This is a genomic window from Bradyrhizobium sp. CB2312 (genome assembly GCF_029714425.1).
In the GTDB taxonomy this organism is placed as follows: domain Bacteria; phylum Pseudomonadota; class Alphaproteobacteria; order Rhizobiales; family Xanthobacteraceae; genus Bradyrhizobium.
The window spans coordinates 5218527-5241363 of the sequence record NZ_CP121668.1 but is presented as its reverse complement, the minus strand read 5'-3'; the positions used below and the strand labels follow the sequence as shown (position 1 = coordinate 5241363).

The window sequence follows — 22837 nt, the reverse complement described above, 5'->3', positions numbered from 1 at the left end:
CGATCGGTGTCTCTATACTATCCCTGAAGTTTCCACCAACTGCCACCCTGACGCATCGAAATCGAACGAAAAGACCAAGAGGCCGGACCACCCATGACCGCACGCATTTTCAAGCCCGCCAAGAACGCGATGCAATCCGGCCGGTCCAAGACCAAGGAATGGCAGCTCGACTACGAGCCCGAGCAGCCGCGCTCGGTCGAGCCGCTGATGGGCTGGACCTCGTCCGGCGACATGAAGCAGCAGATCACGCTGCGCTTCCACACCAAGGAAGAGGCGGTCGCCTATTGCGAGCGCAAGGGCATCGCCTACCAGGTGATCGAGCCCCAGGATTCGATCCGCCGCCCGGTCGCCTATGCCGATAATTTCTCGTTCCGCCGCGGCGAGCCCTGGACGCATTGAGGGGCGGTCGGCGCGGCCACGATATCGTCATGCCCGGGCTTGTCCCGGGCATCCACGTTTTGGGGCTGTGTAAGACAGCGTGGATGGCCGGGACAAGCCCGGCCATGACGGCGGAAAGACTTTCCCGCTATTGGGCGAGAGCGTCGCGCCCGGCGGTGGGCTCTTGGCACTAAATTCCCCGCGTGCTTCGCTGCCTCGCACGACACGACATGACGAGGTGGGGGATGGCCGGGCGTGACCAGCTCGACGGCGTCGATCTGAAAATTCTTTCCGAGCTGCAGCAGGACGGGCGGGTGCGCAACAACGAGCTGGCGCTGCGCGTCGGCGTGTCCGCACCGAACTGCCTGCGGCGGCTGAAATCGCTGTTCAGCCGCGGCGTGATCCGGGCGGTGCGCGCGGTCATCGACGAGCGGCTGCTCGGCTATGAGGTGGTGTCGTTTGTCTCGATCCAGCTCGGCAGCCAAGCTCAGCCAGTGCTGGAGGCGTTCGAGAACTCGATCGCCGCGATCCCGCGCATCCAGCAGTGCTGGCGGATCTCGGGCGACACCGACTACCTCCTGAAATGCGTCGCGCCGAGCGTCGAGAGCATGCGGCAGCAGCTCCTTCACTTTGCCGCGATGCCCGACGTGAAGAACGTCCGGAGCTTCCCGGTGCTGGGCGTCGCCAAGGACGTGCCGCTGCCGGTGCAGGAGTTGGCGGTCGCCTCGGCGGGCTAGGGGACATCTCACTTTCCGGCGAGGATTTCATAAGAGCCGAAGCTGCGATCCTGTCATACTATTTAGTAACTCACCTAACTATGACATGTGATTTACGAAGCCCTGCAATGCGCCGGCGCACGATTGCCGGCTCGCGGGTGCGGCCTAGATGCAAGGTGTGAACCCCGGCCTGCGTCGCATGCCGGGGGCGCTTTTGTGGGACCCTTTAAGCAGGAAAAGACAGCATGACTCCGACCTCGAAGACGTTCGTCGCGTCCGCCGCGACGCTGTTTGCATCTGCGTTCTTGATGATGACCGCGCCGGCTGCGAAGGCCGACGACTACTGCATCACCAACGGCGCCCAGGCCGCGCATGGCTGCGGCTATCCGACGATGGAAGCCTGCCGTCAGGCAGCCGGCGGCATCGGCGGCTCGTGCTCGCAGGCCGGCGGCTCGAAGGCCAGCAACGACGCGCTCGCCTTCCAGCCGAAGCAGACGAAGCAGCCCAAGGCTCGCCAGGGCGCGCAGAATTAACGCCTGGCATCGAGACCTGATCCAGGACATTGCGGCCTCCGGGAGCGATCTCGGAGGCCGTCAATTCATGACAGGCAGATGATGGTCCGCCTCATCGATACCTTCCGCGAAACTCGCGCGGCGAGGCGCCGGTCCAGGTGCGGAAGGCGCGGGAAAAGCTCTTCTCGTTGCGGAAGCCCGCGATCTCCGCGATCCGCTTGATCGGCGTGCGGCCGCGCATCAGCTCCTGCTTTGCCAGCTCGAACTTGGCTTCCTCCTTGAGATCGCGCAGCGAGGTTGCTTCCTCGCGCAGGCGGCGGTGCATGGTGCGGGTGGAGAGCGCGAGTTCGCTTGCGACATCCTCGGCGCCGAGACTGCGGCCGCGCGCATGGCGGAGCACGCGGCGGACGCGCTCGACCAGCAGGCGGTCGCGCCGATAGGGCAGCACGGTCAGCCGCAGCGCGCCCTTGAGCATGCTGTCGAGATCGGCGGCGCTGCGCGTCAGCGGCAGCGACAGATAGTGCTTGTCGAAGACGATGCGCGCGCCATCGGCATCGAAGCTCAAGGTCCGGCAGAAAATGGTCGGATAGACCGAGACGTGGCCGGGTTCTGAGTAGGGGAATTCCGCCGCGCGCAGCGCGATCGCGGAATCGATCGCCCAGCAGGAGAAGCCGAGCACATAGCGCAGCAGGGTGACGAGGCAGAATTCGCGCAAAGGTCCGAGGTCGCGCTGCTCGCGGATGGCGATGGTCGCGGTCTCGTCACCGACCGAGAGCTCGAACAGCACGTCCTCGGTGAGCAGGCGATGATGCCGGCACCAGCGTTTGAGCGCGACCTCGAGATTGGGCGCCGTGATCGAGGCGCGGCAGAGCATGCCATAGGTGCCCCAAGGCAGCCGGCGCGAGAACCAGCCGAGCGCCTCGTCGTCGAGCTCGCGCATGGCGTGGCCCGCCAGCGCCTCGAACTGGGCGGCCGTCACCCGTCCGTCGCCGGACCGAACCAGGTCTTCAGTGACCTGTCCCTTGGCCAGCGCGCCGGCAGGATCCCGCCCGTAGCGACCATAGGCGGCGACCACGCCGCGGACAAAGGCGGCGGGGGTCATGGCGCGGCGGGGCATTGCTGTCGCGGCTTGAAAGGGCATGAAAAATCCTCGCCAAACTTGGCGGAAAATGCAACCTTTTCGACCGAAGCGGCGCCCGGGCGGGGGTAGGTTCGGGCTCGACAAGAAGACGGAGGAATCGCCTTGAACATCCCGAGCATCGACTTCGATCTGGGCGAAGACATCGGCATGCTGCGCGACACCGTTCGCGCCTTCGTGGAAGCGGAGGTCGCCCCGCGCGCTGCCGAGGTCGAGAAAGCCAATCTGTTCCCGGCCGACCTCTGGAAGCGCTTCGGCGACCTCGGTCTGCTCGGGATGACCGCGCCGGAGCAATATGGCGGCTCGAACATGGGCTATCTCGCCCACATCGTCGCCATGGAGGAGATTTCGCGAGGCTCGGCCGCCGTGGGCCTGTCCTACGGCGCGCACTCCAATCTCTGCGTCAACCAGATCCGCCGCAACGGCACCGATGCGCAGCGACAGCGCTATCTGCCGAAGCTGATCTCAGGTGAATATGTCGGCGCCCTGGCGATGTCCGAGCCCGGCGCCGGCTCCGACGTCGTCTCGATGAAGCTGCGCGCCGACAAGCGCGGCGACCGCTACGTGCTCAACGGCTCGAAAATGTGGATCACCAATGGCGGCGATGCCGACGTGCTGGTGGTCTACGCCAAGACCGATCCGGAGGCCGGCCCGCGCGGCATGACCGCCTTCCTGATCGAGAAAGGTTTTAAAGGCTTCACCCACGGCCAGCATCTCGACAAGCTCGGCATGCGCGGCTCCAACACCTATCCCTTGTTCTTCGACGAGTGCGAGGTGCCCGAGGAGAACGTGCTGGGCAGCGTGGGCGAGGGCGTCAAGGTGCTGATGTCGGGTCTCGACTACGAGCGCGCCGTGCTCTCGGGCGGCCCGCTCGGCATCATGGCGGCATGCATGGACGCGGTGGTGCCTTACATGCACGAGCGCAAGCAATTCGGCCAGCCGATCGGCGATTTCCAGCTGATGCAGGGCAAGCTCGCCGACATGTATTCGACCTGGCAGGCGACGCGCGCCTATGTCTATGCGGTGGGAAAGGCCTGCGACCGCGGTGGCCACGCCCGCACGCTGCGCAAGGATGCGGCGGCGGCGATCCTCTATTCCGCGGAAAAGGCGACGTGGATGGCAGGCGAGGCGATCCAGGCGCTCGGCGGCGTCGGCTATACGTCCGAGTTTCCGGTCGGACGGCTCTGGCGCGATGCCAAGCTGTACGAGATCGGCGCGGGGACATCCGAAGTGCGCCGCATGCTGATCGGCCGCGAATTGATGTCCGAGACGGCCTAAACCCTCCACCATGAAATGGCCGCGACGCCTTGCCCGCGGCCTCTCACCACGTCACACCAGACCGCGGGATCACATGCCGCTCCATTCCAGCATCGATACGTCTTCATCGGACTTTGCGCGCAATTCGGATGCCATGCGCGCGCTCGTCGCCGACTTGCGTGAAAAGCTGAGCCAGGTTGCCGGCGGCGGCGGCGAGGCCTCCCGCAACCGCCACACGTCGCGCGGCAAGATGCTGGCGCGCGAACGCGTCGACCTGCTGGTCGATCCCGGGACGTCGTTCCTGGAGCTGTCGCCGCTCGCGGCCTACGGCCTCTATGGCGGCGACGTGCACTCGGCGAGCGTCGTCACGGGGGTGGGGCGCATCGCTGGTCGCGAATGCGTTGTTGTCGCCAACGACGCCACCATCAAGGGCGGCACCTATTACCCGATGACCGTGAAGAAGCACCTGCGCGCGCAGGACATCGCGCGGCAGAACAATCTGCCTTGCGTCTACATGGTCGATTCCGGCGGCGCCTTCCTGCCGCTGCAGGACGAGATCTTTCCGGACGAGCGGCACTTTGGCCGCATCTTCTACAACCAGGCCCAGATGTCCTCACAGGGCATTCCGCAGATCGCGATCGTGATGGGCTCCTGCACCGCCGGCGGCGCCTATGTGCCGGCGATGTCGGACGAGAGCATCATCGTGCGAAATCAAGGCACCATCTTCCTCGGCGGCCCGCCGCTGGTGAAGGCCGCGACCGGCGAGGTCGTCAGCGCGGAAGAGCTCGGCGGCGCGGACGTGCATTCGCGGCAGTCGGGCGTGACAGACCACTATGCGCAGAACGACGCGCACGCGATCGGCATCGCCCGCCGCATCGTCGGCACGCTGAAGCCGTCGGGGCGGCCCAACCTCAACATGCATTCGGCGCGCGATCCGCTGTTTGCGGCGGAGGAGATTTACGGCGTGGTGCCGGTCGACGGCAGAAAGCCGTTCGACGTGCGCGACATCATCGCCCGCATCGTCGACGGCTCCGAGTTCGACGAGTTCAAGAAGCTCTACGGCACGACGCTGGTGTGCGGCTTCGCCCATATCTGGGGTTTTCCAGTCGGCATCATCGCCAACAACGGCATTCTGTTCAGCGAAAGCTCGCTGAAAGGCGCGCACTTCATCGAGCTGTGCTGCCAGCGCGGCATTCCGCTGGTGTTCCTGCAGAACATCACCGGCTTCATGGTCGGCAAGAAATACGAGGCCGGCGGCATTGCGCGCGACGGCGCCAAGCTCGTGACGGCGGTTGCGACCGCCTCGGTGCCGAAATTCGCCGTGGTGATCGGCGGCTCCTACGGCGCCGGCAATTACGGCATGTGCGGCCGCGCCTATTCTCCACGCTTCCTCTGGATGTGGCCGAACGCGCGCATCTCGGTGATGGGCGGCGAGCAGGCTTCGATGGTGCTGAGCCAGGTCCGGCGTGACAATATCGAGGCCAAGGGCGACAGCTGGTCGAAGGAGGCGGAAGATAAGTTCCGCGAGCCCATCCGCGCGCAATATGAGCACCAGGGGCATCCCTATTACGCGACCGCGCGGCTGTGGGACGACGGCGTGATCGACCCGGCCGACACGCGCCTCGTGCTCGGCCTTGGCCTCTCGGCGGCGTCGAATGCGCCGATCGAGCCGACGAAGTTCGGCCTGTTCAGGATGTGATGCGATGGACCGCTCAAAGCTCTACCGCCGTTTTCGCACGCTCCTGATCGCCAACCGCGGCGAGATCGCCTGCCGCGTCATCCGCACCGCGCGCGCCATGGGTCTGCGCACGGTCGCGGTCTATTCCGAGGCCGACCGCGACGCCATGCATGTCGCGCTCGCGGATGAGGCCGTGCTGCTCGGGCCCGCGCGCGCCCGCGACAGCTATCTCAATGTCGAGCGGCTGATCGAGGCCGCGAAGAAGACCGGCGCCGAGGCCGTGCACCCCGGCTACGGCTTCCTGTCCGAAAATGCCGAGTTCGCGCAGGCCTGCTACGACGCGGGCCTCGTCTTCATCGGCCCGACCGCCGAGATGATGACGGCGATGGGCTCGAAGTCCGGCTCGAAGGCGCTGATGGAGAAGGCCGGCGTGCCGCTGGTGCCTGGCTATCACGGCGAGGCCCAGGATGATGCGACCCTGGCGAAGGCGGTCGAGAAGGTCGGTTTCCCTGTTCTCGTGAAGGCCTCCGCCGGCGGCGGCGGGCGCGGCATGCGCATCGTGCGCTCGGCGGCCGAGCTTGGCCCCGCGATCGTCAGCGCCAAGCGCGAGGCGCTGGCCGCGTTCGGCGACGACCGCATGCTGATCGAGAAATATGTCGACAATCCCCGGCATATCGAGGTGCAGATCATCGGCGACAGCCACGGCAATCTGCTCTCGCTGTTCGAACGCGAATGCACGCTGCAGCGCCGGCACCAGAAGGTGATCGAGGAGGCGCCGTCGCCGACGCTCAATGCCGCCCAGCGCGAGACCGTCTGCGCCGCGGCGCGAAAAGCGGCGGGCGCGGTGAACTATGTCGGCGCCGGCACCATCGAGTTCGTCTCCGACGGCAAGGACGTGTTCTTCATCGAGATGAACACGCGCCTGCAGGTCGAGCATCCCGTGACCGAGCTGATATCAGGCGTCGACCTCGTCGAATGGCAGCTGCGTGTTGCCTTCGGCGAGGCGCTGCCGCTCAAGCAGGACGAGATCAAGCTCAACGGCCACGCGATCGAAGCGCGCGTCTACGCCGAGAATCCGACCAAGAATTTCATGCCGTCGGTCGGAAAGATCTCGACCTGGCGCCTGCCTGACGAGACGGGTGGCCTGCGCATCGATGCCGGCTATCGCGAGGGCGATGCGGTCTCGCCGTATTATGACGCCATGCTCGCCAAAATGATCGCATGGGCGCCGACGCGCGATGTCGCGATCGACCGGCTGAACCGTGGGCTGGAAGAATCCGACGTCCGCGGCATCGTCACGAACATCCCGTTCCTGTCCGCCCTGATCACGCACCCGAAGGTGCGGACCAATGCGATCGACACCGGCTTCATCGAGCGCGAGCTGGCGGTGCTGACGTCGGCGGCGCCGGCACCCGGGGAGCTCGAGCTGTGCGCTGCCGTCGCCGCGATCGTCAACGAGGAGCGGCAGGTCGCGCAAGGCGAGGCGAATTCTCCGTGGCAGACCTTTGGCTGGCAGCCGGTCGGCCGCCGCCAGCGCAGCTTTGCCTTTCGCGTCGGACATGGTCCGGAGCAGGAGATCACGCTGAACTATGGCAGCGGCCCGTCCACGCTGGTGATCGGCGACCGCGAGCTGGCGTTTGCGATCGCGCCGAAGGATGGCGGCTTCGACCTGACGCTCGACGGCGTCAAATCCTCCGTCGCCGCCGTGATCGACGGCCACGAGCTGTATTTGCGCACGCGCAATGGCCGGTTCGACCTGCACTGGGTCGATCCGTTCGGCGGCGAGAGCGAGGAGCATGTCGGCGAGGACAAGATCGCCGCGCCCTTGCCCGGCACGGTCGTCGCCGTGCTGGCCGAGGAGGGCGCCAAGCTCGACAAGGGCGCGCCGATCCTGACCCTCGAAGTGATGAAGATGGAGCAGACGCTGCGGGCGCCCTATGCCGGCGTGCTGAAGTCGATCAAATGCAAGGTCGGCGACATCGTGCAGGAAGGCGTCGAGCTCGCCGTGGTCGAACCTTCGGGGGAATGACATGAGCGATCCCGTCCGCATCATCGAGATGGGGCCGCGCGACGGCCTCCAGAACGAGAAGACGCCGGTCAGCGTCGAGGCCCGCATCGCCTTCATCGAGGCGCTGGTTGCGGCCGGCCTCCATACGGTCGAGGTCGGCGCCTTCGTCTCGCCCAAGGCGATCCCGCAGATGGCGAGCTCCGATGCCGTGCTGCGCGGCGTCGCCCACGTCAAGGGCGCCGAATTCCACGTGCTGGTGCCGAACGAGAAGGGGTATGACGCCGCCCGCGCCGCCGGCGCCAAGGTCGTTTCGGTGTTCGCTGCGGCCTCCGAAGGCTTTTCGCGGGCCAACATCAACTGCACCGTCGCGGAGTCCATCGAGCGCTTCAAGCCGGTGCTGGCGCGGGCCAAAGCCGACGGCGTGCCGGTTCGCGGCTATATTTCCTGTGTTCTCGGCTGTCCGTTCGACGGCGTGATCAAGCCGAAGGCGGTGGCCGATCTCGCCAAGACGCTGTGGGACCTCGGCTGCTCCGAGATCTCCCTCGGCGACACCATCGGCGTCGGCACCCCGGCCAAGGCGAAGGAGATGCTGCGTGCGGTGGCCGCCAACATTCCGCCCGCAAAACTCGGGATGCATTTCCACGACACCTATGGCCAGGCGCTCGCCAATCTCTATGCCGGCCTGGAGGAGGGCGTCCGCGTCATCGACGCCGCCGCCGGCGGCCTCGGCGGCTGTCCCTACGCGCCGGGCGCCACGGGTAACGTTGCGACAGAGGATGTGGTCTACATGCTCGAAGGCATGGGCGTCAGGACTGGTGTCGATATGGAGAAGCTGCTCGCGGCGACGAATGCGATGAGCGGCGTGCTCGGCAAGCCGCCGGTGAGCCGGGTGGCATCCGCGCTGAATGCGAAGAAGAAGCGGGCGGCGACGTAAGGCCGCTTGCGGCGCGCACAGGTGCCGTAGGGTGGGCAAAGGCGCGTAGCGCCGTGCCCGCCATCTTTCTCAATCACTGGCAGAAGGTGGGCACGCTTTCGCTTTGCCCACCCTACGAAACCCGCCTAAGCCGCCTTCAGCCCGACATCCGGCAGGCGCGGCCGGTTCTTGAGCGCCTTGACCATCATGGCTTCGACCTCGGCCTTCTCCTGCGGCAGCAGTGCGAGGCGCGGCGGGCGGGTCAGGGCGGTGCCGCGACCCATGATGTGCTCGCACAGCTTGATGCACTGGACGAGGTCCGGGCGGGCATCGAGGTGCAAGAGCGGCATGAACCATTCGTAGAGCGGCATGGCCTCGGCCAGGCGGCCGGCCCTGGCGAGGCGGAACAGCGTCTCGCCCTCGCGCGGGAAGGCGTTCGACATGCCGGAGACCCAGCCCACCGCGCCCATGGCGACGCTCTCGACGATGACGTCGTCGAGGCCTGCGAACAGCACGAAGCGGTCGCCGACCATGTTCCTGGTATCGATGAAACGGCGCGTGTCACCCGAGGAATCCTTGAAGCAGACCACGGTCTCGACGTCGGCGAGCGAGGCGAGGATGTCGGGGGTGACGTCGTTCTTGTAGATCGGCGGATTGTTGTAGAGCATCACCGGCAGGTCGGTCGCGCTGGCGACGGCGCGGAAATGCGCGGCGGTCTCATGCGGCTTGGACGAGTAGACCAGCGCCGGCATCACCATCACGCCGTCGATGCCGACGCGCGCGGCTTCCTTTGCGGTCTCGACCGCGAACGCCGTGGTGAATTCGGCGATGCCGCACAGCACGGGCACGCGGCCGGCCGCGACCGACTTCGCCGTCTCCATGATTGCGACCTTCTCCTTGCGCTCGAGCGAGGTGTTCTCGCCGACCGAGCCGCAGACGATCAGGCCGGAGACGCCGTCGCGGATCAATCCGTCCATCACCTTGGCGGTCGCATCGATGTCGAGCGAGAGATCGTCGTGGAATTGCGTGGTGACGGCCGGGAAGACGCCTTCCCAGGAAACGCGGCGGCTCATGATTGACTCCAGGTAAGTAGGCCGGCGGGGGGGCTGGGGCCGCCGGCTGTGGTGAAGATGATGGCGGGCGGGATCAGAGCGTGGCGCCGACCTTGCGCAGCTCGGCGAGGACGGGCGCCTTGGGCAGCCAGATCTTGTCGAACTCGGCGATCACGGCCTCGGTGTCGCCGGCGGGGACCTGACGGATCGGGATCGGCGCGTTCTTGAAGTTCTCGATCAGCGCCGGCTCGTTGCCGGCGAGCTCGTCGATCTGCGCGTCCAGCGTCGTCTTGATGGTCTTGGCGATCAGCTCGCGGTCGGCTGCGGGGAGTGACTGCCAGACCCGGCCGGAGACGACCGCCGCCATCGGCATGAAGACGGCGTTCATCTGCAGGATCACCTTCGACACCTTGTCGAAGCGCTGGTTCCAGGAGAATTCGAGGTCGGCCTCGAGGCCGTCGACCTGGCCGTTGGCCATGGCGTCGAACACCTGCGGCGTCGGGATCGGCGTCGGGGCTGCGCCGAGCGAGGAATAGAAATCGCGATAGACCGGAGTCGGGTTGATGCGCAGCTTCATGCCCTTGATGTCGGCCAGCGAATTCAGGTCCTTGGAGGAGAACACCGCGCGCATGCCGGTGATGCCCCAGCCGAGGCCGATCGTGCCGGTCTCCTGCGGCAGCACCTCGAACAGTTTGATGGCCGCCGGATGCCGCACGAATTTCGCCACCGCCGGCGTCGAGCGGACGATGTAGGGCGCATTGATCGCGGCGATGTGCGGCACGCGCGAGCCGAGCTCGGCGGCCTGGATGAAGCCCATGTCGAGCGCGCCGGACTGCAATTGCTGCATCATCGCGGGCTCGTTGCCGAGCTGGCCGGAGTGGAAGACGGTCAGGGTCAGGCGGCCGTTGGTGGCGGCCTTCAGCTCATCGCCGAACTTGAGCGCGGCCTTGTTCCAGGAATGGCCGTTCGGCGTGATCAGGCCGAGGCGGAATTCCTTGGCCTGGGCGAGCGCCAGCGAGGGCGCAAACACCGATGCGGCGGCACTGGCGGCGAGAAAGCGGCGGCGTGAAAGCGGCATGGTCGAGCTTCCTTTTGAACGGGCCTATTTGACGAGGATCAGCGAGAGCGAGGGGTAGAGCGAGAGCAGCACGAGGAGGACGCAGGAGATGACGAAGAACGGCAGCGTCACCATGAACATCTTGCCGGGCTTGGCGCCGGTGACGGCAGCCGCGACGAAGAAGCAGAGCCCGACCGGCGGCGACAAAAGGCCGAGCACGAGGTTGATCACCACCACCACGCCGAAATGCCGGGGATCGATGTGGTAGACGTCGGTTGCGACCGGCAGCAGGATCGGCACCGTCATGATCAGGCCGGGAATGCCGTCGATGACAGTGCCGATGATCAGCAGGATGACGTTGCAGATCAGCATGAAGCTGATCGGGTCCTTCGCGGCGGACTGGATCCAGCCGGCGGTTTCCTGCGGCACCTTGCCGAAGATCAGGACCCAGGAGAACACGGCCGCGGCGGCGACCAGGAACAGCACGATCGCCGAGTAGATGCCGCTGCGCAGCATCATCTGCGGCAACTGCGAGAACTCGAATTCCTTGGTCCAGTACTTGCCGACCAGCGCCGCGGCGACGGCGCCGACGGCCGCGGATTCCGTCGCATTGGCGAGGCCGCTCAGAATCGTGCCGACGATGACGATCGGGATCAGCACACGGCGCATCGTCGACATGGCGATGGCGTTCGTCGGCTCGCTCAAGGGCGGGCTCGCCTACGTCAACATCCTCGCCAACATGTTCATCTCCTCCATCCTGGGATCGGCGACCGCGCAGGTGGCGCCGATGAAGGTCAGCCAGACCACGCAATAAACCGCGGATTCATCGATCCAGTAGATCGGGAAACGCGCATAGCGGGTGACGACGTTGACCAGGATCAGGCCGGTCAGCAGGTACATCAGCCCCATCAGCGCCAGACGCTCGAAGGCGAGCAGGGCGCTCGACATCCGGACGATCGTACGTCGGACGCTGAGCGCGCGCGTGGCCGGCATCGTCTGCTCGATCATGAAGAGGCCCCAACCCCCGAAGATTTGTCGTGCGATTGCCAAATGTATAATTTATACAATTTGGGTGTCAAACGGAGATTGCGGTCATTTCGGCGGCAGGGCGCGCTTTTGCTGGGCACCGGCTTTTGCTGAGTGCCCCAACATGCAAGAGAGGGACCGCTGCGCGCCGATGAGTCGGGAAAGACAGAAGGTCAGATGAAACAGCCTCTGAAGCATCGCACCCTGTCGGCCGCGATCGTCGACCAGCTCAGGCAGGCGATCCTCGACGGCACCTATCCGGCCGGCTCGCAGCTCCGCCAGGACGCGCTCGGCGAGGCCTATGGCGTCAGCCGCATTCCCGTGCGCGAGGCACTGTTCCAGCTCGAGGCCGAAGGCCTGGTGCGGATCGTGCCGCAGAAGGGCGCGATCGTCTCGGAGCTGTCACTGGACGAGATCAACGACGTCTTCGACCTGCGGCGCATCCTTGAGCCGCGGTTGCTGGCGCAGTCGGCGCCACGTTTCAGCGCGGAGGATTTCGAGGGCCTCGACGACATCCACAAGCAGTTCGAGAAGGCGATCAAGGCGCGCAATGTCAGTGAATGGGGCCAGCTCAACGCCGACTTCCACATGGCGCTCTACGTCCACGCGCCGCAGCCGCGCACCCGCGCGATCGTGCTGTCGCTGCTCCAGACCAGCGACCGCTACACACGGTTGCAGCTCTCCAACACCAAGGCGATGGGTATTGCGGAGAAGGAGCACGCTCATCTGATCGCGCTGTGCCGCGCGCACAAGGTCGAGGAAGCCTGCCGCTTCCTGGAGCGGCACATCGAGGCCGTGCGCAAGGATCTCTTGCAGGTGGTGGCGATCGCGCCGCGATCGCGGCGGAAGGAAAAATCGTAGGGTGGGTTAGCCTTGCGGCTGCGCGGAGCGCAGAACTCGTAGGGTGGGCAAAGGCGCGTAGCGCCGTGCCCACCATCTCTCCGTGATCGCCGACAGGTGGTGGGCACGCTCCGCTTTGCCCACCCTACGGCAGCTTCTATGCCGCTACCTGCTCCCGTCCGGCCCCATCACGAGATCCGGCAACCAGGTCGAGATCTCCGGCACGAAGCAGAGCAGCAGCACCGCGAGCATCATCAAGAGCACGAAGGGCAGGGTGCCCCAGATCACCTCGCTCAAGGGGATGTCGGGCGCGACGTTGCGGATGACGAAGATGTTCAATCCGACGGGCGGGTGGATCAGCCCCATCTCCATCACGATGGTCATGACGACACCGAACCAGATGATGTCGAAATTGGCGGCGCGTAAGGGAGGCAGGATGATCGGTGCCGTCATCAGGATGATCGAGACCGGCGGCAGGAAGAAGCCGAGCACGACGACCATGACGAGGATCGCGAACAGCAGCTCCCAGCGCGGCAGGTGCATGGCCACGATGGATTCGGCGACCGATTGCGAGATGTGCAGGTAGCTCATCACGTAGGAATAGAGCAGCGACATGCCGATGATCATCATCAGCATGGTCGATTCCCGGATCGTCGATCTCATGATCGGGGCGAGATCGCCCGGCCGCCACACGCTGTAGATCGCGGCGATCAGCGCCAGCGCCAGCAGGCCGCCGAGACCGGCGGTCTCCGACGGCGTGGCAAAGCCGCCATAGAGCGCGATCATGACGCCGGTCAGCAGCAGCACGAACGGGATCACGCGCGGCAGCACACTGAAGCGTTCGGCGAGCGTGTACTCGTCGCGCTGCAGGATCGGAGCCTCCGGCCCGCCTTTCTCGTAGATCGCCGCGGCGGCGGCATATTCCTGGCGGAAGCGGATCACGGCATAGGCGCCGAACAGCGAGACCAGCAGCAGACCCGGACCGATGCCGGCGAGGAACAGCCGCCCGAGCGACTTCTCGGCTGCGACCGCGAACAGGATCATGGTGATCGAGGGCGGCAGCAGGATGCCGAGCGTGCCGCCGGCCGCGATGATGCCGGCGGCAAAACCGCCGGAATAGCCGCGCTTGCGCATCTCGGGGATACCGGCCGAACCGATCGCCGAGCAGGTGGCGGGCGAGGAGCCCGCCATCGCCGCGAACAGCGCGCAGGCGAACACGTTGGCGACACCGAGGCCGCCGGGCACGCGGTGCAGCCAGGCATGCAGCGCCGAATAGAGGTCCTGGCCGGCCCGCGACTTGCCGATCGCCGCGCCCTTCAGGATGAAGAGCGGGATCGACAATAGCGTGATCGAGGCCATCTCCTCGTAGACGTTCTGCGTCACCGTATCGAGCGAGGCGGCGGGCATGTAGATGCCCATGAACACGACCGCGACCGCGCCGAGCGCGAACGCGATGGGCATCCCTGAAAACATCACGAGCAGCGTTGCTATCCCGTAGGCAACGCCGATACCGAAAACGCTCATGAACGCCTCGCTCCAGCGAAAGGCAGCGCAAGCTGCACGAGGATCTGGACGCAGAGCAGGCTCATGCCGAGCGCCATCAATGAATAGGGAATGGCGAGCGGCGGCGACCACATCGAGTTCGAGACCTGGCCGTCGACATAGGCCTCATGGGCGAGCGTCCAGGACTTCCAGGTGAAGAAAGCGCAGAACAAAAACGTCGCGACATCGACCAGCCAGAGTCGAACTCTGTTCGCCAGCGGCGACAGCAGGCCGACAAAGGCCTCGATGCCGATATGGCCGCGGTGCTGTTGCACATAGGCCGCCGTCATGAAGGTCGCGCCGACCAGGAGGAACACCGCAGCCTCGTCCTGCCAGTAATTGGCGGCCTTGAACAGCGCGCGGCTGAGCACGCTGTAGCTCAGGATGGCGCAGGCGGCGACCAGCGCGATCGCTGCGAACACGACGATGATGCGGTTGAGGACGGCGAGACCGCGATCGACCGCCGCCGCAAGGCCAGTCCTTGCGGCAGCGCTCGCCTGGTCGTCACGATCCGGAAGCGGACCGTGGCTCATGCCGAGACATCGGTGGCGAGCTTGAGCAGTTTCGCCGAGGTTGCGGTCTTGGCGCCATAGTCCTTCCAGGCGGTGTCGCGGGCGATGTCGCGCCACTTGCCGACGGTCGCGGCATCGAGCGCCGAGACCTTGGCGCCGGCCTTCTCGTAGACCTTGGCGACCTCGACGTCGTCGTCCTGCGCGCCCTTGCGGCCGAAGGCTTCGAGCTCGGCGCCGACCGCGAGCAGGACGTCCTGCTGATTCTTCGGCAGCTTGTCGAAGATCGTCTTCGACATCATCAGCGGCTCGAGCATGAACCAATAGGAGGCACCGGCGCCCGAGGTCAGCGACTTCGCGACCTCTTCGAGCCGGAACGAGATCAGGCTGGTGGAGGAGGTGAGAGCGGCGTCGCACGCGCCGGTCTGCATCGCCGCGTAGATTTCGTTCGAGGGCACCGACAGCACCGAGGCGCCGGCGGTCTGGAGCACCATGTCCATCTCGCGGGAGCCGCCGCGCACCTTCATGCCCTTGGCGTCTTCGGGGGCGACGATCGGCTTGGAGCGGCTGGCGAGGCCGCCCGCCTGCCAGACCCAGGTGAGCAGGATGATGCCCTTGTCGGCGAGGAAGTCGGTCAGCGCCTTGCCGACCGGCTCCTTCTTCCAGCGCATGCCCTGGTCATAGGTGGTCACGAGGCCGGGCATCAGGCCGATATTGGTCTCCGGCAGCTCGCCGCCGGCATAGGGCATCGGATAGAGGCTGATGTCGAGCGCGCCCTTGCGCATCGCGGAGAACTGCGCGTTGGTCTTGATCAGCGAGGAGTTCGGATAGATCTCGGCAGCGATGTCGCCATTGCTGCGCTTGCTGACTTCGGCGGCGAACATGCGGCAGAGCCGGTCGCGGAAATCGCCTTTATCGACGGTGCCGCCCGGGAATTGGTGCGAGATCTTCAGCGTGGTCGCGGCATGCGCGGTACCGGTGCCGAAGCGGAGAATGGCGGGTGCTGCGACGGCAGTCGCGAGCAGGTGACGACGCGTGAACATAAATGTGTATCCCCTTGGACAGTTCTTGACGTGATCGGGTCTTGAGGCCGGCTTGAGCCCATCCTAGCCGGTCTTCCACCCGATATTCTCTAGTCTGATAGTTCGAGACCGAATGCGGCGGCAAGTCGCGGGCATTGCTGCGCCGCACACTCACCCTTCGGCGGTCGGCGGCACTAGCGGGGGTCACGCAGGCGAAATTGTGTCGAACCGGTGGTCCCGCGGTCAGGTTTGGCATCGGCGAAAAAAAATGGCGCCGCACGTAACAGGCGCGGGCCCCGATCCGTCGAGCTTGAGGTAGCGGCATCCGTCGCTGGCCAACATCAGCTCGAAGGAAGATGACCCATGACCATTCGTACCCGCATCGCGCTCGGCATCTCGGCTGCCGCTCTCTCGCTCGGCCTTGCGCTGTCGCCGGCCGCCTTCGCCCAGGACAAGATGGGCAAGGACGACGGAATGATGAAGAAGGACACGATGTCCAAGGACGGCATGAAGAAGGATACCATGTCCAAGGACGACGGCATGAAGAAGGACCACATGTCCAAGGACGGGATGAAGAAAGACGACGGGATGATGAAGAAGAACTGATCTTCCGCCGTCGTCGCGTCTGCGAAGGCAAACGCGTCCTCTTGAATGTCCGGAGGCGGTCGTTTGGACCGCCCCGGACTGGTCTCGGCTCAAGCGAACGTGAGTTGTAAACGTTACTTGCGCTTGGCCTTGCGGGCGGCGTAGCGGGCGTCGCGCTTGGCCTTTTGCTCGGCCTCGAGTTCAGCCTGCCTCGCGATCGCTTCTTCAGCCTCGCGTGCGATCCGCGCGGCTTCAGCGGCCTTGGCCTCTTCCTCGAGGCGCTTCTGCTCGGCCTTTTCGGCCTCCCGCGTAGCTTTTGCCTCGGCGCGCTTGGCTGCGAGTGCCTCGCGCTCGGCGCGTCGTGCCGCGACCGCCGGATCGTCGTGGCCCGGCTGCGACTTGAATTTGTTCAAAAGATTTTTGCGTGCGTCCTGCGCCGCCTTTTGCCGGTCTGCGAAGCCGGGTTCCCTGAATCCACTCATGAACGAGCCTTGTCTTCCTCGCTTTCAATCCTACATCAATACCTGTTGGTACGTCGGCTGGGCATAGCAGGCGCCACGCGACGCAGAAGCGTGTACATCGGCGCGCGTCGCGAAGCCACCCATAATCGCAGCCGATCAGGTAGACGAAAAATCGCCAGCCGACGATCTCTCGTAGCCCGGAAAAACTGCCGAATTGTGATGTCCCTCATAGTGGGCGCACGACGCCACGCCTAGCGTCCGCCCCGGTACGAGATGGAGCACGGGCATGACCATCTTCCGGCTGACCCTCAAGGCGCTTGCGCTCACCTTCGTGGTGGCGGCGCTGGCGGGGGGCGCATTGCTGTTTGCCCGTCCGCAGCCGATCGAGAACGCCGTCCTGGGCGCCGGCTGGGAGTGCAGCCAGACGGCCTTCGTGCTCACGACCTGTGCGCCCCGCGCGCACCAGGCGATCCCGGCTGTCGAGACCTCACGCAAGGATGCGATCCGCCAGACCCGCGGTTGAGCAGCAAGGGCTTGTCGGCATGTGACGCCACGCCGCAGAGGTGATAAAGCCGGCTCGCCCGTGCAATCAGGTCACCATGTCCGACTCCAAGCCCGAACCGGGCGAGAAACCCAGAACCCCGCCACGCTCCCCATCCGGTGACAATCGCCGCGGCGCCATCGCCGGCCTGATCATCGCGCTTCTGATCCTCGGCATCGGCTGGTGGCTCGCCCGCGATCTGACCTCGGCCAGCAAGATGCAGGATTGCCTGATGTCCGGGCGGACCAATTGCAATGTGATCGAGCCGACTCGCTAGAAGCGATCCAAGCACGACCGCAAGGCCAAAAATTGCCGTGATCTTAAACATTTGTAACGGGACTTAGCCGATCAAAGCAGATCAGTTATGTCAGCCGGCATCAGCCCGGCGCGAGCCGAATCGTCTATCGCGCCAGGGACCACGGCAATCGACAGAGTAGGGGGTCAAGCACGCATGAGTGCGTCCAGCCGCATGAAGATCATCATTCCCGTGGTTTCGGCCATGTCCCTTGTCGCGCTTTCGGCGCAGGCTCAGGACTCATTGCCGCCGAGACCGCAAGCCCAGCCGCAGGCGGCGCCCGGCGCAGGTGCGCCACCCCAGAACATGCGCAAGGGGCCGCCGCCGCAGGCCGCCCGGCCCCCCGGACAGCCTGGCGGCCCGCCTCACGCCGGCGGCCCGGGGCCCGGCCGCAATTACGCCCGGGGGCCCGCTCCGGCGCGCGACTGGGGCGGACACGCCTATCGCGGCAATCTCGCCTGGGACGGCGGGCGTTGGCGCCACGAGGTCCACAACGGCCGCTCCGGCTGGTGGTGGGACGTCGGCGGCATCTGGTATTATTATCCGCAGCGGATGGCCGGTCCGCCCGCCTACATCTCGGAAGAGTATTACGACGACGTGCCGGTGGCCTATGCTCCGCCGCCGGTCGCCTATGAGCCGCCACCTCCGCCTCCGCCGCCGGCTGATCCCGGCGCAAGCGCGCTCGGCGGCGCCATCGTCGGCGGCGTGCTCGGCGGCCTGATCTCGGGCAATGCCTCCGGTGCGGCCGCAGGCGCCGTGATCGGCGGCGCCACCGGCGCGATCGCCGGCGCCACGGCGGCCTCGCGCCCGGGCTACTATCTGGCCGAGGGCAATTGCTACTACCGCTATCCGAACGGCCAGTACGTACAGGCCGATCCCCGCGCCTGTTACTGACGGTCAAACGGCCTTTGAATCGAAGAGGCGGGCTTAAGGCCCGCCTCTTTTGTTTTGGGGATCATCTCGCCGGGGCCTGCCGCCGCCGGTTCGGCGGCGCACACCAATGACCCCGAATTATCACTGGCGCGCCTCGCCGCTTCGCGCATTCTCGAAAGAAAAAAGTCGGGACGTGATTCGCGGGGGAATGTGGACATGCTGGATGCAATCCAGATCAGTCTGGCGCTCTGGGCCATGATCGTGTGCGGCGGGATCAAGCTGGCGCAGTTCGCGCACTGGCTGTTCTAAAGCATGATCCGGAAAAGTGCGCAGCGGTTTTCCGAAAAGATCATGCGCAAACAACAAGCTAAAGCGCGATGACGATTCATCCTGATCTCATCGCGCTTTAGGAGCGCGTCATCGCGCGCTGGATCAAGACACCAGCCAGCTGAAGAACGCCATGGCGGCCCAGACCAGGCCGCAGATCCAGGCCAGCATCACGATGCCGATGGTCCCGAGATAAGCGATGCCCAGCAGGTCGGAGCGTTGTCGCGGCGCCGGGACGTCAGCTTCGGATGCTGTCTCTTGTGTCATGACGGGAAACACACCCATGCCCTCGTTACGCTTCTGGAAGCGTCGAAGGGCTGTTTAGCGGAGATGGCGGATCCACGCTGTGACGCAATTCACAGATCGGTCCGAATGATCCCGGGCTTCACGGCTTCGTCATCCGACCGAGAGTCGGAGCAAGTCCGAGCGACCAGAGCGTCAACCCGCAATGATACGGACGAAATTGCCATCCGCTTGTCCAGATCGGTCGGCTAGGGTGGGGCGCATGTGTACCAAGTACGATCCACAGCACGAAGCCGAGGCCGCGATGAAGCAGGCCGCCGCCTCCGAAGGCGACGACCGGCAACGTCTGATCCAGCTCGCCTTGGCCTGGCACCAGCTCGCCCGCGAGCGGCGCGACGAAGAGACGGACTGATTGCATTTGGGCGGATGACCGCGGCCGGGGCGCCGCGCGAGGGCCCGTCATGAGAAAAACCCCGTGCTCGGGGGACAAGCACGGGGTCCTTCAAAGCCGACCGGGGCAGGCAGGTCGGCACCACTCGATTTCGTTGCAGGCAACGCCGTGGTCGCGATCTCGTTCCGCGATCCCTTGCCAATAACCGCAGTGCCGATCGTTGCGTACGCTGCTGCGCAAGCGGCGCGCTCGACTGGCGCAGGAACATTCGTTCCGCGCCGACGTTGAGCGGCCATGACCGACCTTCAATTGCGTGCACAGTGCTTCGAGATCGCCTGGAGATATCTCGACCAGTCCGGCCTGCTCACGGGCGAGCACAAGGAGTCAGCCCGCTTCATCCTGAACAAGATCGACCGCATGATGCTGCGCGGAGAACGGCGCAGACTGCTGCTGTCGAACGCCGCGATCGATGCCTACCGGTTGCGACCCGTGCTGGTGAGCGGCTCCGCATGAGGATCGCGGCAATCCGATGTTAAGACCTGCGAAGAGCTGATTTCGCGATCGCGATTCGTGCTGCGCGAACGAAGCGGAGTCGGACCGTGAACAGACAGGAGGCCCGAGGCTTGCCGTCATGCGGCTTCCGTCTTCGGGACCGCATCGGCATTGACCGACAGCTTCACGATGTCGCCCTCGACGGCGCCGACATATTTCATGTCGATGTAGTGATGATGGTCCTTGTGACCCTCCGGGCTGTCTTTCTTCGTCAGCTTGATCCGGTTGCTCTCGACGCGATCGACAGTGCCGACATCTGCACCGTCCTTGCCGATGATTTTCATGTGTTCTCTGATCTGGCTCATGATGTCCTCCTTGCACGATCCCAACGACGCGGATGCGTCTTCGTTGCAAGAGCGGCGCGTTGGACCTCAGGTCCGCGCCGGACGTTGAACATGATCGAAGTTTGCCAAGTGTCGTATCGAGTGTCGCATCAGGGATCGTATCAAGCGTCGCATGGAGACCATCGAGGCCTATCTGGGGCGGAAGCACGAGGAGATCAGGCTCCTGAACGGCTGCCTGAGAGGCCCACGAAACGTGCCCTGTCCGCGCTCGGTGGACGAGGTCATCGCGGCGAAATTCCAGCTGGCCGCCGCACTGCGTGCCGAGCACGAACTGGCGGACTGGAAGGCGACCGAGACATCCTGGTCGGCGAGCGCCCGTCCGACCAGCGGCCCGTTCGCATTCAGCTACGACTACCAGCGCGCGGATCTGAAGGTGAGCGGCCCCTCGTTCTATGAAGCCGAGCGCGGTGGCACCAGCGAGGCCATCTACACCGCGTCCGGCATGGCCGCGATCGCGGCGCTGCTGCTCGCCTCGGCAAGGCTCGTCACCACGGGCAACATCGTGGTGCTGCCGGGCTCCTACGGCGAGACGCTGGAGCTGATCGAGCGCTTTGTCCGGCATTTGCGGCTCGTCACGTTGAGCTTGCCGCCGGGCGATGCCCTGGCAGGCGCGGGCGCGCCGCGAATTCTCCTGCTCGATTCCTGCGTTTCCGCCGGCGTGTTCGAAGCGGCGCTGCGCTGCGACGGTTCGGGGCTCGATCTCCTGATCTTCGACACGACCTGCTTTGCCGGCCGGTCGGGCCGCATCCGGCGCGTCCTGCGCTGGGCGCGGCGATATCAAATCCCGGTCGTGATGGTGCGAAGCCATACCAAGCTGGATTCGCTCGGCGCGGAATACGGGCGCCTCGGCTCCGCGGTGTTCGTCGCCGAAAGCGAGACAGGTGCGCAGGCAAGACACCTGAACTCCGAACGCCTCGCGGCGGAGATGCGCGAAGCCGTCCGGCTTCTCGGCGGCGCGGCGCTGCCGGCGCATTTCCCCCCGTTTGTGGGCACCTCGGCCTATTGGAGCCTGACGAAGCGGCGCGTCGCAGCCATCCTGCGCAACGGCCGTCATGCGGCGCGGCATTTCGCACGCGAGCTCGCCCCGCTCTCGGCCGAGCTCCACTTCACCCACGGGCTCTATGTCACGCTCCGTCCCAGGCATCCCTTCGATGAGGCGGGCGCGCGGCAAGCCGCCGAGGCCATGAGCCGCGATCTCAGCCGGGCCGGTTTTCCGATCCGTCACGCCGGCAGCTTCGGGTTCGATTTCGCCGCGACCGAGTGGTTTCACAATGCGACCACGGATGAGTACAGCGTCCGGGTGGCGGTGCCTGATCTGCCGACGGAGCTGTGGAATGAGCTGGCCGCAGCGATCGCCCGGTGGTGGCGGGCGCATCAGGTTGATCTTGGCGAGGCGTGACCGGTCCTCGCTTGTTGCTTCAGCTTAGGGACGACGTTCCGGGAATTCGGGTCTTTCAGGGAAGATTGGCTCCGGTTGCGAGCTCAAGGCTTCGTTAACCATAAATCCGTACGATCCGTGCCACCTTGGGGGAAGACCCACCATGAATCAGATTTTTTTCGCTGCCTTGATCGTTGCTGCCTTCGTGAGTTTTGAAGGGCTGTTTGCCTTTGCGATGGTGAAACTAAAGATCGACCTCTAACAGTAAGGTCGCCTTACAATTGGCGGCCTCCCAGGCTCTATCGAGATCGTTGGGCCAATGATGGCCAGCCGGCTATCAATCCGCTCGAAGTCCGGCCGCACGTCGGCGCCGCGTGATCCGCAGCCCTGACACACAAGCCGCTGCTCGAGGTCGGACAGCCGCATTTCGTCCGGCCAGCGGCCCGCATCCAGTTCAACGTGGTGGCCGCAATGGCAGTAGACCAGGACCCCGCGCAAGCCCATCTCGCGCATCTCGCCGAACGTGATCTTGAGCGGCCGGCCGTCGGCGTGCGTCGGTGTGTGTCGTCTGATCGGGCGGGGCATGCCGTGATCAAAGCGACATTGCCAGCAACCCGCAAATTATCGATTCCTAGCGGCGCCAAACGATGGCGAGCTACTTCCTGTCGTAGGTGTGGAAAAACCAAGGCGCGTTTCGGTCACTCAGACAGCGGGACAATTGTGCCGCTTATCTCCAAAGGTATACAGACCCTATGAGCGAATCATCCTAGACCTGCGTGCGCCTTGGCGGCCCCCATTACCGTCGAGGCCTCCAGCGGCTCCGGCAATTCGTGCTGGGGCCGTTTTTTTTGCGACCTGCAACAACGAGCGCGCATCGTGGTGTGTGGATTGTGGAAAGACTGGCGATCCCGGCAGGACTCGAACCTGCAACCCGCGGAGTAGAAATCCGCTACTCTATCCAGTTGAGCTACGGGACCGTCTCGAGCCGCCCCGGTTCGGGGCCGGCTGTTCATCTAACATGCCAATATGAAAAATCTGGTGTTTCGCCAAGTCTGAACCGAACCGATTTCCCCCGAGCCGCGACAAAGCGGAACGGCGGGGTGTCAGGGTGCCGGGTTGAGCGGCAGCGCAACGGACGATGGTTCACATCGCCGGGAAGCGCTGAGGAGCTTCCGGGACACGGCTGCCGGTCGACTGGC

At 65.2% G+C, this 22837-nt stretch carries 25 protein-coding genes, 1 tRNA gene and 3 pseudogenes; 16 read left to right on the top strand and 13 right to left on the bottom strand.

All coding sequences use genetic code 11. The annotated features are described in order from the left end of the window. Nucleotides 1-93 precede the first annotated feature (93 nt). From QA642_RS25725 to QA642_RS25715, 3 genes are all read left to right on the top strand, one after another. Entirely contained in the window at nucleotides 94-399 is a 306-nt protein-coding gene (locus QA642_RS25725; protein WP_283079339.1) for an ETC complex I subunit, read from the top strand. Nucleotides 400-623: 224 nt separating this feature from the next. Then, nucleotides 624-1115 (top strand): Lrp/AsnC family transcriptional regulator, encoded by a 492-nt coding sequence (locus QA642_RS25720; protein WP_283079338.1) that lies wholly within the window; start codon nucleotides 624-626, stop codon nucleotides 1113-1115. A gap of 224 nt (nucleotides 1116-1339) precedes the next feature. Further along, nucleotides 1340-1627, top strand: a complete 288-nt coding sequence (locus QA642_RS25715; RefSeq protein WP_283079337.1) for a DUF3551 domain-containing protein — start codon at nucleotides 1340-1342, stop codon at nucleotides 1625-1627. 91 nt (nucleotides 1628-1718) lie between these two features. Here the strand turns inward: QA642_RS25715 and QA642_RS25710 are convergent, their stop codons facing one another. Beyond that, nucleotides 1719-2747 (bottom strand): AraC family transcriptional regulator, encoded by a 1029-nt coding sequence (locus QA642_RS25710; protein WP_283079336.1) that lies wholly within the window; start codon nucleotides 2745-2747, stop codon nucleotides 1719-1721. A 102-nt stretch (nucleotides 2748-2849) separates the two neighbouring features. Between QA642_RS25710 and QA642_RS25705 the strand changes: the two genes are divergently transcribed. The 4 genes from QA642_RS25705 (at nucleotide 2850) to QA642_RS25690 (ending at nucleotide 8621) form a co-directional block, all read left to right on the top strand. Further along, the gene (locus QA642_RS25705) at nucleotides 2850-4022 is read left to right on the top strand and encodes an isovaleryl-CoA dehydrogenase (protein WP_349253793.1); all 1173 of its coding nucleotides are present in this window, start codon (nucleotides 2850-2852) and stop codon (nucleotides 4020-4022) included. A 73-nt stretch (nucleotides 4023-4095) separates the two neighbouring features. Next, nucleotides 4096-5700 (top strand): carboxyl transferase domain-containing protein, encoded by a 1605-nt coding sequence (locus tag QA642_RS25700; protein ID WP_283079335.1) that lies wholly within the window; start codon nucleotides 4096-4098, stop codon nucleotides 5698-5700. 4 nt (nucleotides 5701-5704) lie between these two features. After that, entirely contained in the window at nucleotides 5705-7708 is a 2004-nt protein-coding gene (locus tag QA642_RS25695; protein ID WP_283079334.1) for an acetyl/propionyl/methylcrotonyl-CoA carboxylase subunit alpha, read from the top strand. A 1-nt stretch (nucleotide 7709) separates the two neighbouring features. Next, nucleotides 7710-8621 (top strand): hydroxymethylglutaryl-CoA lyase, encoded by a 912-nt coding sequence (locus tag QA642_RS25690; protein ID WP_283079333.1) that lies wholly within the window; start codon nucleotides 7710-7712, stop codon nucleotides 8619-8621. 125 nt (nucleotides 8622-8746) lie between these two features. On the opposite strand, the gene QA642_RS25685 is transcribed toward QA642_RS25690, so the two are convergent. From QA642_RS25685 to QA642_RS25675, 3 genes and pseudogenes are all read right to left on the bottom strand, one after another. After that, nucleotides 8747-9673 (bottom strand): dihydrodipicolinate synthase family protein, encoded by a 927-nt coding sequence (locus QA642_RS25685; protein WP_027557974.1) that lies wholly within the window; start codon nucleotides 9671-9673, stop codon nucleotides 8747-8749. Between the two features lie 73 nt (nucleotides 9674-9746). After that, complete coding sequence (locus QA642_RS25680; protein ID WP_283079332.1) at nucleotides 9747-10730, bottom strand: TRAP transporter substrate-binding protein; 984 nt, start codon at nucleotides 10728-10730, stop codon at nucleotides 9747-9749. Nucleotides 10731-10754: 24 nt separating this feature from the next. After that, nucleotides 10755-11369: pseudogene (locus QA642_RS25675) on the bottom strand (TRAP transporter large permease subunit); the annotation flags it as partial. On the opposite strand from QA642_RS25675, the pseudogene QA642_RS25670 reads away from it, so the two are divergent. After that, nucleotides 11368-11499 (top strand): annotated as a pseudogene (locus QA642_RS25670) (TRAP transporter large permease subunit); the annotation flags it as partial. The pseudogenes QA642_RS25675 and QA642_RS25670 overlap by 2 nt on opposite strands. An 11-nt stretch (nucleotides 11500-11510) precedes the next feature. On the opposite strand, the pseudogene QA642_RS25665 reads toward QA642_RS25670, so the two are convergent. Beyond that, a pseudogene (locus tag QA642_RS25665) lies at nucleotides 11511-11609 on the bottom strand (TRAP transporter small permease); the annotation flags it as partial. Between the two features lie 303 nt (nucleotides 11610-11912). Between QA642_RS25665 and QA642_RS25660 the strand changes: the two are divergent. Next, complete coding sequence (locus tag QA642_RS25660; RefSeq protein ID WP_283079331.1) at nucleotides 11913-12596, top strand: GntR family transcriptional regulator; 684 nt, start codon at nucleotides 11913-11915, stop codon at nucleotides 12594-12596. A 144-nt stretch (nucleotides 12597-12740) separates the two neighbouring features. Here the strand turns inward: QA642_RS25660 and QA642_RS25655 are convergent, their stop codons facing one another. Genes QA642_RS25655 through dctP form a run of 3 tightly spaced genes read right to left on the bottom strand, consistent with a single transcriptional unit; the run spans nucleotide 12741 to nucleotide 15669 of the window. Next, entirely contained in the window at nucleotides 12741-14099 is a 1359-nt protein-coding gene (locus tag QA642_RS25655; protein ID WP_092216350.1) for a TRAP transporter large permease, read from the bottom strand. Next, on the bottom strand, nucleotides 14096-14650 hold the full coding sequence (locus tag QA642_RS25650; protein ID WP_283079330.1) for a TRAP transporter small permease: 555 nt from the start codon (nucleotides 14648-14650) through the stop codon (nucleotides 14096-14098). The genes QA642_RS25655 and QA642_RS25650 overlap by 4 nt, the downstream gene beginning before the upstream one ends. Then, nucleotides 14647-15669 (bottom strand): TRAP transporter substrate-binding protein DctP, encoded by a 1023-nt coding sequence (gene dctP / locus QA642_RS25645; protein WP_283079329.1) that lies wholly within the window; start codon nucleotides 15667-15669, stop codon nucleotides 14647-14649. The genes QA642_RS25650 and dctP overlap by 4 nt, the downstream gene beginning before the upstream one ends. 342 nt (nucleotides 15670-16011) lie before the next feature. On the opposite strand from dctP, the gene QA642_RS25640 reads away from it, so the two are divergent. Then, nucleotides 16012-16254 carry a pentapeptide MXKDX repeat protein gene (locus QA642_RS25640; protein ID WP_027557981.1) on the top strand — a complete coding sequence of 81 codons (243 nt, stop codon included), beginning with the start codon at nucleotides 16012-16014 and terminating at the stop codon, nucleotides 16252-16254. Nucleotides 16255-16367: 113 nt separating this feature from the next. Here the strand turns inward: QA642_RS25640 and QA642_RS25635 are convergent, their stop codons facing one another. Further along, complete coding sequence (locus QA642_RS25635; RefSeq protein ID WP_283079328.1) at nucleotides 16368-16715, bottom strand: DUF6481 family protein; 348 nt, start codon at nucleotides 16713-16715, stop codon at nucleotides 16368-16370. 265 nt (nucleotides 16716-16980) lie between these two features. Between QA642_RS25635 and QA642_RS25630 the strand changes: the two genes are divergently transcribed. From QA642_RS25630 to QA642_RS25620, 3 genes are all read left to right on the top strand, one after another. After that, a complete protein-coding gene (locus QA642_RS25630) occupies nucleotides 16981-17217 on the top strand; it encodes a hypothetical protein (protein WP_283079327.1) in 237 nt (78 codons plus the stop codon). Nucleotides 17218-17293: 76 nt separating this feature from the next. Further along, on the top strand, nucleotides 17294-17512 hold the full coding sequence (locus QA642_RS25625) for a hypothetical protein (protein ID WP_283079326.1): 219 nt from the start codon (nucleotides 17294-17296) through the stop codon (nucleotides 17510-17512). A 174-nt stretch (nucleotides 17513-17686) separates the two neighbouring features. Continuing rightward, a complete protein-coding gene (locus QA642_RS25620; protein ID WP_283079325.1) occupies nucleotides 17687-18424 on the top strand; it encodes a hypothetical protein in 738 nt (245 codons plus the stop codon). 411 nt (nucleotides 18425-18835) lie between these two features. On the opposite strand, the gene QA642_RS25615 is transcribed toward QA642_RS25620, so the two are convergent. Continuing rightward, entirely contained in the window at nucleotides 18836-18997 is a 162-nt protein-coding gene (locus QA642_RS25615; RefSeq protein ID WP_283079324.1) for a hypothetical protein, read from the bottom strand. A gap of 238 nt (nucleotides 18998-19235) precedes the next feature. Here QA642_RS25615 and QA642_RS25610 point away from each other — a divergent pair, with 238 nt between their 5' ends. Further along, nucleotides 19236-19385, top strand: coding sequence for a hypothetical protein (locus QA642_RS25610; RefSeq protein ID WP_283079323.1), 150 nt, complete (start codon nucleotides 19236-19238; stop codon nucleotides 19383-19385). A gap of 273 nt (nucleotides 19386-19658) precedes the next feature. Further along, complete coding sequence (locus QA642_RS25605; RefSeq protein ID WP_283079322.1) at nucleotides 19659-19877, top strand: hypothetical protein; 219 nt, start codon at nucleotides 19659-19661, stop codon at nucleotides 19875-19877. A gap of 116 nt (nucleotides 19878-19993) precedes the next feature. On the opposite strand, the gene QA642_RS25600 is transcribed toward QA642_RS25605, so the two are convergent. After that, nucleotides 19994-20221 (bottom strand): DUF2171 domain-containing protein, encoded by a 228-nt coding sequence (locus QA642_RS25600; protein WP_283079321.1) that lies wholly within the window; start codon nucleotides 20219-20221, stop codon nucleotides 19994-19996. A gap of 151 nt (nucleotides 20222-20372) precedes the next feature. Here QA642_RS25600 and QA642_RS25595 point away from each other — a divergent pair, with 151 nt between their 5' ends. Beyond that, on the top strand, nucleotides 20373-21659 hold the full coding sequence (locus QA642_RS25595; RefSeq protein WP_283079320.1) for a hypothetical protein: 1287 nt from the start codon (nucleotides 20373-20375) through the stop codon (nucleotides 21657-21659). A gap of 237 nt (nucleotides 21660-21896) precedes the next feature. On the opposite strand, the gene QA642_RS25590 is transcribed toward QA642_RS25595, so the two are convergent. Together QA642_RS25590 and QA642_RS25585 are read right to left on the bottom strand one after the other, a co-directional pair. After that, complete coding sequence (locus QA642_RS25590) at nucleotides 21897-22223, bottom strand: hypothetical protein (RefSeq protein WP_283079319.1); 327 nt, start codon at nucleotides 22221-22223, stop codon at nucleotides 21897-21899. Between the two features lie 315 nt (nucleotides 22224-22538). Then, nucleotides 22539-22615 (bottom strand) — tRNA-Arg (locus tag QA642_RS25585). Between the last annotated feature and the right edge of the window lie 222 nt (nucleotides 22616-22837).

Excerpts from the sequence above, each read along its gene's own strand:
- QA642_RS25620 (WP_283079325.1), top strand. The coding sequence starts at position 17,687 with ATGAGTGCGTCCAGCCGCATGAAGATCATCATTCCCGTGGTTTCGGCC.
- QA642_RS25640 (WP_027557981.1), top strand. The coding sequence starts at position 16,012 with ATGACCATTCGTACCCGCATCGCGCTCGGCATCTCGGCTGCCGCTCTC.
- QA642_RS25685 (WP_027557974.1), bottom strand. The coding sequence starts at position 9,673 with ATGAGCCGCCGCGTTTCCTGGGAAGGCGTCTTCCCGGCCGTCACCACG.
- QA642_RS25710 (WP_283079336.1), bottom strand. The coding sequence starts at position 2,747 with ATGCCCTTTCAAGCCGCGACAGCAATGCCCCGCCGCGCCATGACCCCC.
- QA642_RS25600 (WP_283079321.1), bottom strand. The coding sequence starts at position 20,221 with ATGAGCCAGATCAGAGAACACATGAAAATCATCGGCAAGGACGGTGCA.
- QA642_RS25715 (WP_283079337.1), top strand. The coding sequence starts at position 1,340 with ATGACTCCGACCTCGAAGACGTTCGTCGCGTCCGCCGCGACGCTGTTT.
- QA642_RS25605 (WP_283079322.1), top strand. The coding sequence starts at position 19,659 with ATGACCGACCTTCAATTGCGTGCACAGTGCTTCGAGATCGCCTGGAGA.
- QA642_RS25690 (WP_283079333.1), top strand. The coding sequence starts at position 7,710 with ATGAGCGATCCCGTCCGCATCATCGAGATGGGGCCGCGCGACGGCCTC.
- QA642_RS25725 (WP_283079339.1), top strand. The coding sequence starts at position 94 with ATGACCGCACGCATTTTCAAGCCCGCCAAGAACGCGATGCAATCCGGC.
- QA642_RS25660 (WP_283079331.1), top strand. The coding sequence starts at position 11,913 with ATGAAACAGCCTCTGAAGCATCGCACCCTGTCGGCCGCGATCGTCGAC.
- QA642_RS25700 (WP_283079335.1), top strand. The coding sequence starts at position 4,096 with ATGCCGCTCCATTCCAGCATCGATACGTCTTCATCGGACTTTGCGCGC.
- QA642_RS25650 (WP_283079330.1), bottom strand. The coding sequence starts at position 14,650 with ATGAGCCACGGTCCGCTTCCGGATCGTGACGACCAGGCGAGCGCTGCC.
- QA642_RS25635 (WP_283079328.1), bottom strand. The coding sequence starts at position 16,715 with ATGAGTGGATTCAGGGAACCCGGCTTCGCAGACCGGCAAAAGGCGGCG.
- QA642_RS25610 (WP_283079323.1), top strand. The coding sequence starts at position 19,236 with ATGTGTACCAAGTACGATCCACAGCACGAAGCCGAGGCCGCGATGAAG.
- QA642_RS25615 (WP_283079324.1), bottom strand. The coding sequence starts at position 18,997 with ATGACACAAGAGACAGCATCCGAAGCTGACGTCCCGGCGCCGCGACAA.
- dctP (WP_283079329.1), bottom strand. The coding sequence starts at position 15,669 with ATGTTCACGCGTCGTCACCTGCTCGCGACTGCCGTCGCAGCACCCGCC.
- QA642_RS25595 (WP_283079320.1), top strand. The coding sequence starts at position 20,373 with ATGGAGACCATCGAGGCCTATCTGGGGCGGAAGCACGAGGAGATCAGG.
- QA642_RS25625 (WP_283079326.1), top strand. The coding sequence starts at position 17,294 with ATGTCCGACTCCAAGCCCGAACCGGGCGAGAAACCCAGAACCCCGCCA.
- QA642_RS25695 (WP_283079334.1), top strand. The coding sequence starts at position 5,705 with ATGGACCGCTCAAAGCTCTACCGCCGTTTTCGCACGCTCCTGATCGCC.
- QA642_RS25720 (WP_283079338.1), top strand. The coding sequence starts at position 624 with ATGGCCGGGCGTGACCAGCTCGACGGCGTCGATCTGAAAATTCTTTCC.
- QA642_RS25590 (WP_283079319.1), bottom strand. The coding sequence starts at position 22,223 with ATGCCCCGCCCGATCAGACGACACACACCGACGCACGCCGACGGCCGG.
- QA642_RS25680 (WP_283079332.1), bottom strand. The coding sequence starts at position 10,730 with ATGCCGCTTTCACGCCGCCGCTTTCTCGCCGCCAGTGCCGCCGCATCG.
- QA642_RS25655 (WP_092216350.1), bottom strand. The coding sequence starts at position 14,099 with ATGAGCGTTTTCGGTATCGGCGTTGCCTACGGGATAGCAACGCTGCTC.
- QA642_RS25630 (WP_283079327.1), top strand. The coding sequence starts at position 16,981 with ATGACCATCTTCCGGCTGACCCTCAAGGCGCTTGCGCTCACCTTCGTG.